This window comes from Caulobacter sp., assembly GCF_017744445.1.
Taxonomy (GTDB): domain Bacteria; phylum Pseudomonadota; class Alphaproteobacteria; order Caulobacterales; family Caulobacteraceae; genus Caulobacter.
In genome coordinates, this window is the sequence record NZ_JAGIBH010000031.1 from 1 (window position 1) to 8,234 (window position 8,234).

An 8,234-nucleotide genomic window follows, 5' to 3' on the forward strand; every position below is an offset into this window, starting at 1 on the left:
CTGCAGAAGGTCGAGATCCTCGAGCCGGGCGACACGGGCCTCATCAAGGGTGACCACCTGGATAAGCCCGAGTTCGACAAGGAACAGGACAAGGCGATCGCCCGCGGCGGCCGTCCGGCTGTGACCCAGCCGGTGCTGCTGGGCATCACCAAGGCCTCGCTGCAGACCAAGAGCTTCATCTCGGCCGCGTCGTTCCAGGAAACGACCCGCGTCCTGACCGAAGCCTCGGTGCACGGCAAGACCGACACCCTGGAAGGCCTGAAGGAAAACGTCATCGTGGGTCGTCTGATCCCCGCCGGTACGGGTTCCTACCTGCGCAGCCTGCAGCGCGTCGCCGCCAAGCGCGACGAGCAGCTGGCCCAGCAGCGCGAAGAAGCGATGGAGCCGCTGCCGGCCGAGATCGCGCTCTCGGACGCCGAATAGGCGTCCGAGACACTCGGAAACTCGGACGCCCGATGGGCGTCCGGGGCCGACAGCGAGTAGGCTTCTGCTTCAAGTGACTAACGGAAAGGCCCGGGAGCGATCCCGGGCCTTTTTCGTTTGAGCCGGCCATGCCAACCTCTCGGCGAAGAGGGGCCTCACCATGCAATTTGATCGTCGCAGGCTGCTGACCGGCGTCAGCGCCACCCTGGCCGCCGGGGCGGCCTTCCATGCCGGGGCTCAGGTCCTGCCGCCGGCCGGCTACGCCACGCCCGCCGGGACCAGCCCGTTCGCGCCGGACGTCTACCGCGCCCGCCGCGCCAAGCTGATGGAACAGCTGAAGACCGGCGTGGCGGTGATCTACGGCGCCAACGCCGTCGAGAGCAGCGCCCCGGTCGCGTCGCCCTTCTATCAGAACGGCGACTTCGCCTGGCTGACCGGCATCGTCGACGAGCCCGGCGCCATCCTGGTCCTGGCCCCGGCCGAGCGCACCGTGAAGGAGTGGCTGCTGCTGCCCTCGCGCGACACCGAAACCGAGCGCTGGAACCAGGAGCGCATGCCGCTGGGCGCGATGCTGGAACAGCGCGTCGGCGTCCAGCGGGTGATGCGCACCTCGGCCCTGGGCGGCCTGGTGACATCCCTGGCCTCGCGCTCCAAGGAGCTGCGCTATCTGGGACCGATCGGCTCGGCCAATGCGCCCGTCTCTCCGGTCCTGGAGCTCTACGGCAAGGTCGCCCAGCGCGTGCCGGGCTGCGCCGTCCGTGACGATACGGGCCTGCTGCCTCGTCTGCGCTGCGTGAAGGAGCCGCGCGAGTTGGAGATCATGCGCAAGGCCATGGACGCCACCCGCGCCGGCCACCTGGCGGCCATGCAGCAGGCCAAGCCCGGCATGTCCGAGAACGAGCTGCGCTTCATCGTCGAGAGCGCCTTCCGCCGCGCCGGCGGCACGGGCCTGGCCTATGACAGCATCGTCGGCTCGGGCCGCAACGCCGCCTCGCTGCACTACGCCACCGCCACCGGCATGGTGCATGGCGGCGAGCTGATCCTGATCGACGCCGGGGCTTCGGTCGGCGGCTATGCCTGCGACGTCACTCGCACCTTCCCGGCGTCGGGCAAGTTCACGCCCGAGCAGAAGGTGCTCTACGACCTGGTGCTGGAAGCCCAGACGGCCGCCGTCTCGAAGCTGAAGGCCGGCGCCTATCTGGAAGACCTCAGCGAAGCGGCCAAGGCGGTGTTCCGCAAGGCCGGCCGCATCGACGAGTTCACTCACGGCCTGGGCCATTATGTCGGCCTGGACGTCCACGACCCGGGCGACACCTCTCAGCCGATCCCGGCCGGCTCGGTCATCACCATGGAGCCGGGCCTCTACCTGCAATCGGCCAATTACGGTATCCGGATCGAAGACCTGTACCTGGTTACCGAGACCGGCGCCGAACGCCTGTCGACCGGCGTACCGCGCACCACCCAGGAGATCGAAAGCTTCATGGCGCGGGGGTGAACGGAAGCCCCTTGCGGTTGAGCTGCAAACCCCGCATCCCTGCGACGCGACTTGAGTTCGTCGCCAAGAACGACAGGGTGGGGAGCCCACACAGCGCATGACCACGACCGCCACGGACGCCACGGCGCCCGCCAAGAGCCACTACGTCATCCTGGACGGTCTGCGCGGCGTCGCGGCGCTGATGGTGGTGGTCTTCCACCTGTTCGAGGCCTGGTCGGGCGGGGATCCGGAAAAGCAGATCATCAACCACGGCTACCTGGCGGTGGACTTCTTCTTCCTGCTGTCGGGCTTTGTCGTGGCCTATGCCTATGACGACCGGTGGGGCGCGGGAATGAGCCCGTGGGACTTCTACAAGCGCCGTCTGGTGCGGTTGCAGCCGATGATCATCGTCGGCGGCCTGATCGGGGCCGCGTTGCTGGCGTTCCAGCACGGATCGCTGTTTCCCAAGCTGGACACGGTCACGCCCTGGCAAATCCTCGGCGTTCTGCTGCTCAGCTTCGTGATGATCCCGATGACGCCGTCGGCCGAGATTCGCGGCTGGGGCGAGATCTATCCGCTGAACGGGCCGCAATGGTCGCTGTTCTACGAGTACATCGCCAACATCCTGTACGCCGTGGGCCTGCGGAAGCTGCCTATCCGCTGGCTGGGCGCGCTGGTCGCCGTGTCGGCCGTGGCGCTGATCGGCCTCCTGGTCCTGGGCCCGCGCGGCGACGTGATCGGCGGCTGGGCGCTGGACGCCAAGGGCGTGCAAATTGGCCTCACCCGCGTGATGTTCCCGTTCTTCGCCGGCGTGCTGCTGATGCGCCTGGGCAAGCGGATCAAGGTCAAGAACGCGTTCGCCGTCTGCAGCCTGCTGCTGGTCGCGGCCCTGTCGCTGCCGCGCTTCGGCGTGGGCGACCAGCGCTGGATCAACGGTCTGTACGAGGCGGCCTGCGTGATCGTGCTGTTCCCGCTGATCGTCGCCATCGGCGCGGGCGAGAAGGATGTCGACGGACCCAGCGTGCGCATCGCCCGCTTCTTCGGCGATCTGTCTTACCCGCTCTACATCACCCACTATCCGCTCATCTATATCTACACGACCTGGGTCGTGGACCAGAAGCCGCCGGTCGGGCGGGGCGCGCTGGTCGCCGTGGGTGTGTTCGTGGGCGCGGTGACGATCGCGTGGGCCTGCCTGAAGCTCTATGACGAGCCGGTCCGGCGCCGCCTGGCGAGCAGATTTCTGGCCAAATCTGCGTCGTAACGTCGCGGAGCGTGACTATGACGCTTTCCGAACAACGTTATTAATCAGGACTTTAACTATACGGGGCATCCCGGAATTTGATCTCGCTCAAATTTCCGGGCCCTCATGCGCGCCAGCATCTCCACCAAGGTCAGCCTGACCATCGCCTCGGCCTTCCTGGTCCTGACCCTCGCGGTCCTCGGGATCGTGGCCAAGAGCTCCCTGGACTTCGCCCGCCAGCAGGCGACGCAGGCCCAGGAGTCGAGCATGCGGGTGGCCTGGGATGTGATCGGCGAGCGCGGCAAGAGCTTCAGCCGCCAGGGCGACACCCTGCTGGTCGGCGACCACCCCGTGAACGGCGACTTCGCCGGCGTCGATCGGGTGAAAGCCCTGGTCGGCGGCACCGCCACCGTCTTCATGGGCGACAAGCGCGTCACCACCAATGTCACCAAGCCGGACGGCTCGCGCGCCGTCGGCACCAGCCTGGCCAAGGGCCCAGTCTATGACGCGGTGCTGGGCAAGGGCGAGCCCTATCGCGGCGAGGCCAAGATCCTGGGCAAGCCATTCTTCGTCGCCTATGACCCGATCAAGGACGCCTCGGGCGCGGTGATCGGCGTGCTGTATGTCGGCGTGCCGCAAGCTGACTACTTCCAGCCCGTCTATCACCAGCTGACCGTGCTAGCCCTGACCTGCCTGCTGCTGGGCCTGGCCGGCGGCTGCGCCTCGGTGCTAATGACCCGCCGCCAGCTGTCGCCGCTGTCGACACTGCGCGACGCCATGAGCCGCTTGATGCGCGGCGACCTGACCGTGACCCTGCCGTTCGCCGGCCGCGCCGACGACATCGGCCTGATGGCCGACGCGGTGCACGGCTTCCGCGACGAGGCGCTGGAAAAGAACCGCATCGCCGCCGACGCGGCCGCTCATCGTGAAGCCTCGGAAGCCGAGCGTGACGCCGCCGGCGCCGACAGCGCCCGCCGCGCGGCCGAGCAGGCCCAGGTGGTCAAGCGCCTGGCCGAGAGCCTGCACAGCCTGTCGGCCGGCGATCTCACCGTGCGCCTGACCGAACCCTTCGCCCACGACTACGAAGGCCTGCGCGCCGACTTCAACCGCGCCGTCGAGGGCCTGGAAGGCGCGATGTCCGCCGTGGTCTCGGCCGTATCGGGCCTGAACAGCGGGGCCGGAGGCATCGCCTCGGCCGCTGACGACCTGTCGCGCCGCAGCGAGCAACAGGCCGCCAGCCTGGAAGAGACCGCCGCCGCTCTGGACGAGATCACCGCCACTGTCCGCCGCACGGCCGAGGGCGCCAAGGAAGCTCATAGCGCCGTCAACGCCGCCCAGGTCGAGGCCGGCCGCTCGCGCGACGTCGTCGCCTCGGCTGTCGAGGCCATCGGCGGCATCGAGGCCTCGTCCCGCCAGGTCGCCCAGATCATCGGCGTGATCGATGAGATCGCTTTCCAGACCAATCTGCTGGCGCTGAACGCCGGCGTCGAAGCCGCGCGGGCGGGTGAAGCCGGCCGTGGCTTCGCCGTCGTCGCCCAGGAAGTGCGGGCCCTGGCCCAGCGCTCGGCCGAAGCGGCCAAGGAGATCAAGGTCCACATCGCCGACTCCGAGCGGCAGGTGGAATCGGGCGTGTCGCTGGTCGGCGCGGCCGGCGAGACCCTGCAACGCATCGCCGGCCAGGTGGGCGCGATCAGCAGCGTGATCACCGAGATCGCCGCCTCGGCCCACGAGCAGGCCGCCGGCCTGTCGCAGGTCAACACCGCCGTCAATCAAATGGATCAGGGCACCCAGCACACCACGGCCATGGCTAGCCGTTCGGCGGCTTCTAGCCAGTCGCTGCTGGATGAGGTGCGCGGCCTCGCCGAGCTGGTTCAGCGCTTCCGCGTGGGCGCCGGCGCCGCTTCGGTCCGCCGCGCGGCCTAAGGCAAGGCTTCGTTAACCACGTTTGGTCAGGGTCCCCCGCAGAGTAAAGGGGACCGTCCATGCGCGCCGTCTTCATCAAGGGTCCGTCACAGTACGACGCGACCCGGCTTTTCACCGATGAGCTGGCCGCCGCCTTCACGGCCGCCGGGCACGAGGCGGTCGTCATCGACGCCGTGGGGCAGGCCGATCTCGCCGCCACCCTGCGCGCGGCGGCCGAAGCGCCCACCGACCTCGTCCATACCTACGGCATCCTGGGCGACGCGCGAGGGCTGATCGGCCAGTCGTTGGGCGAGATCTTCGCCGCGCCGCACGTGCTGCAACATGTCGACTATCCGCTGAGTCACCTGACCCAGCTGGAGGCCACGGCCCGTGAGACCGTCATCCTCACGGTCGACCCATCCCATGTCGACGCGATCCAGGGGACCTTCGGGCCCGACCACTTCGCCCATGTCGCCTTCTGCCCCCACGCGGCGGTGGGCAAGCCGACGCCGGCCGACGCGGACGCCGAGGTCTTTGCCGAGCAACGGCCGATCCCGATCCTGTTCGCCGGTTCGTTCTACCGCGCCGAGACTCTTCCCTGGGCCGAGGAGGGGGTGGGCATCCGCCAGATTTTCGACCGCGCGCTGGACCTGGCCCTGGGCACGGAGTTTCTGCCGGCGCTCGAGGCCCTGGACCGATCCTTGCGCGACTACGGCGAGGACCCGGCTCATCCGCGTTACGAGCGCATGCGCCGCTATGCGACCTGGGTGCACGAGCAGGTGCGCCAGCTTCGTCGGCAAGCCCTGCTCGAATTGGCGGGCCAGGCGGGCCTGCCGGTGTTCTGCGTCGGCTCGGGCTACGAGGGCTGGATCGAGCGCCACAAGAGTTTCCGCCTGGGTCCGGCGATGACCCTGTCCGACACTGTCGCCCTGATGGCCCGCGCGAGGGTGGTGCTGAACGCCAACGCCAATTTCGGCCGGGGCTCGCACGAGCGTCCGCTGACCGCCATGCTGGCCGGCGCCGCCGTCGTCACGGACGGGGCGTGGTGGACCGAGCAGTTCGAAGCGGGGCGCGAGGTGCTGTCCTACAAGTGGACCCGGTTGGAGTCGGATCTCGCCGACTTGGCCGCGCTGGTCCATAAGCCTGAGATCGCTCACGCGATCGGCCTGGCGGGACAGGCGCGGGCCGTCGCCGCTCACCGGTTCGAGCATCGGGTCGACGCCATCATCGCCGCGGCCAAGGCCGCCTAAGGCCTATTTCTTCTGCAGCTCCAGGAAGCGCCGGGCGCGGTCGGCGCTGTCGGCTTCGCGCCGCTTCTGGTCGACGACCGACTTGCGGGCGCGGCCCAGGCCGTCCTGCTCGGCGCCCAGGACGAAGGGGATCTCCTTCATCGTGCCGGGCTGGTCCTTGCTGCGATGGTCGACGCCGGGGGCCATGGGCGCGTCGAGGTAGCGGCGATAGGCGTCCTGGGCCGCGCCCTGGGCCTCCAGCTCGCGGCGCTTGGCGGCGCTCATGCCCGACAGCGGATCGCCCTTGGGCTTGGCCGCGCCGAAGCGTTCGTCGCACTTCTCGCGTTCGCGGCGGTTCAGGCCCACGGCGTCGGCGCTGATGCAGCCGGTGCTGGTGCGCAGGGCCGAGCGCAGGTCCCCGGCCGCATCGCCCGGCAGGGGCGCGGGGCGGATCGCCGTGCCCGGTCGCGCGACGCCGGCGGCGGGAACGCTCAGGGTCGGAACGCCGGCTGGCGCGGGCCGGGCCGGCTGGCGCACCTGGAACGGCAAGACCGGGGAGGGCGTCTGCGCCTGCGTCGCGGCGGCGGGGCGAGGCTTGGGTTGCTCTTCAGTCTTCGGCCGGATCAGGTCGACCGTGACCGTCGGCAGGTCGTCGGCGATCAGGTTTTCCAGCAGCGGCGGCACGGGCAGGGCCAGCCAGGCCAGCAACAGCACGTGCAACAGCAGCGAGCCGGCGACAATGGTCGCCCGCCGCCTGTCCTGTCCGCTGATCCTCACGCTGACGCTCACCGGTCCTCTTGGCGCTGGCTCCCGCCTCCCCACATGGAGAGAGCGGGCTGGCAAACAAGTCGCTCCATTTGACCGTGAGCAAGCGCAGCTTGCGGTGGCGAAAACTTGGCCGCAAAACCGGCCTTAAGGCGGCGTTAACCGACGCAGGAACAGGCGGTTGACGTTCAGCGGCTTCGCGAGTACATACCGCGCTCTTTTTCGAGGCGTGCGTTCGCGTGCGTCCTGATGAGCTTGCGTTCCGCCGGTGTGCTTCCCGCGCCCCGGCGAGTTTCGTGTTTATCGGGTCTCCAAGCGGAGCCTTGAACCAAGAACAACAAAGACAAGGACCTGAAGCGCTTCGGCCGAAAGGCACACGCTTCCATCAGAGCAGAGACTTAATGCCTACCATTAACCAGCTCATCCGTAAGCCGCGCGCTCCGAAGCCGGTACGGAACAAGGTGCCGGCCCTGAAGGGCTGCCCCCAGCGTCGCGGCGTCTGCACGCGCGTCTACACCACGACCCCGAAGAAGCCGAACTCGGCTCTCCGTAAGGTCGCCAAGGTCCGTCTGACCACCGGCATCGAAGCCGTGTGCTACATCCCGGGCGAAGGCCACAACCTGCAGGAGCACTCGGTGGTGCTCATCCGCGGCGGCCGCGTCAAGGACTTGCCCGGCGTCCGTTATCACATCCTGCGCGGCGTCCTCGACACCCAAGGTGTCAAGGATCGTAAGCAGCGTCGTTCGCTCTACGGCGCCAAGCGTCCGAAGTAAGGAAGAAGAAGAATGTCCCGCCGTCGCCGCGCAGAGAAGCGTCAAGTCCTGCCGGACCCCAAGTTTGGGGATCTGGTTGTCACGAAGTTCATGAACTACGTGATGTACGAAGGCAAAAAAGCCGTCGCCGAAAACATCATCTATGGTGCTTTCGACATCCTGGAAGCCAAGCGCAAGGACCAAGGTCCGCTTGAAACCTTCCACTCCGCTCTGGACAACGTCGCCCCGGCGATCGAAGTCCGTTCGCGCCGCGTCGGCGGCGCCACGTACCAAGTGCCGGTTGAAGTCCGTCCGGACCGTCGCCGCGCCCTGGCCATCCGTTGGCTGGTGACCGCCGCTCGCAAGCGCGGTGAGAACACCATGACCGAAAAGCTGGCCGGTGAGCTGCTCGACGCCTCGAACAACCGCGGCACCGCCGTGAAGAAGCG

7 protein-coding genes and 2 pseudogenes are annotated in these 8,234 nt (G+C 68.3%); 7 read left to right on the plus strand and 2 right to left on the minus strand.

All coding sequences use genetic code 11. The features are described from left to right. The 5 genes and pseudogenes from J7528_RS23185 to J7528_RS23205 form a co-directional block, all read left to right on the plus strand. Nucleotides 1-423, plus strand: a pseudogene (locus J7528_RS23185) (DNA-directed RNA polymerase subunit beta'); the annotation flags it as partial. A gap of 160 nt (nt 424-583) precedes the next feature. Next, nucleotides 584-1,918: a Xaa-Pro peptidase family protein gene (locus J7528_RS23190; RefSeq protein ID WP_291879569.1), complete on the plus strand. Its 1,335-nt coding sequence runs from the start codon at nt 584-586 to the stop codon at nt 1,916-1,918. 97 nt (nt 1,919-2,015) lie between these two features. Continuing rightward, on the plus strand, nt 2,016-3,158 hold the full coding sequence (locus tag J7528_RS23195; protein ID WP_291879572.1) for an acyltransferase: 1,143 nt from the start codon (nt 2,016-2,018) through the stop codon (nt 3,156-3,158). A 105-nt stretch (nt 3,159-3,263) separates the two neighbouring features. Beyond that, on the plus strand, nt 3,264-5,060 hold the full coding sequence (locus J7528_RS23200; RefSeq protein ID WP_291879574.1) for a methyl-accepting chemotaxis protein: 1,797 nt from the start codon (nt 3,264-3,266) through the stop codon (nt 5,058-5,060). A gap of 59 nt (nt 5,061-5,119) precedes the next feature. Beyond that, entirely contained in the window at nt 5,120-6,289 is a 1,170-nt protein-coding gene (locus J7528_RS23205) for a glycosyltransferase (protein ID WP_291879577.1), read from the plus strand. Between the two features lie 3 nt (nt 6,290-6,292). Here J7528_RS23205 and J7528_RS23210 read toward each other — a convergent pair whose 3' ends face one another. Next, nucleotides 6,293-7,057 (minus strand): hypothetical protein, encoded by a 765-nt coding sequence (locus J7528_RS23210; RefSeq protein WP_291879580.1) that lies wholly within the window; start codon nt 7,055-7,057, stop codon nt 6,293-6,295. Nucleotides 7,058-7,180: 123 nt separating this feature from the next. Next, a pseudogene (locus J7528_RS23215) lies at nt 7,181-7,411 on the minus strand (hypothetical protein). A 23-nt stretch (nt 7,412-7,434) separates the two neighbouring features. On the opposite strand from J7528_RS23215, the gene rpsL reads away from it, so the two are divergent. Further along, nucleotides 7,435-7,806: a 30S ribosomal protein S12 gene (gene rpsL, locus J7528_RS23220; RefSeq protein WP_291879583.1), complete on the plus strand. Its 372-nt coding sequence runs from the start codon at nt 7,435-7,437 to the stop codon at nt 7,804-7,806. 12 nt (nt 7,807-7,818) lie between these two features. After that, a partial coding sequence (rpsG, locus tag J7528_RS23225) for a 30S ribosomal protein S7 (protein ID WP_291879585.1) occupies nt 7,819-8,234 on the plus strand: 416 nt, incomplete at its 3' end.

Excerpts from the sequence above, each read along its gene's own strand:
- J7528_RS23205 (WP_291879577.1), top strand. The coding sequence starts at position 5,120 with ATGCGCGCCGTCTTCATCAAGGGTCCGTCACAGTACGACGCGACCCGG.
- J7528_RS23190 (WP_291879569.1), top strand. The coding sequence starts at position 584 with ATGCAATTTGATCGTCGCAGGCTGCTGACCGGCGTCAGCGCCACCCTG.
- J7528_RS23195 (WP_291879572.1), top strand. The coding sequence starts at position 2,016 with ATGACCACGACCGCCACGGACGCCACGGCGCCCGCCAAGAGCCACTAC.
- J7528_RS23200 (WP_291879574.1), top strand. The coding sequence starts at position 3,264 with ATGCGCGCCAGCATCTCCACCAAGGTCAGCCTGACCATCGCCTCGGCC.
- rpsL (WP_291879583.1), top strand. The coding sequence starts at position 7,435 with ATGCCTACCATTAACCAGCTCATCCGTAAGCCGCGCGCTCCGAAGCCG.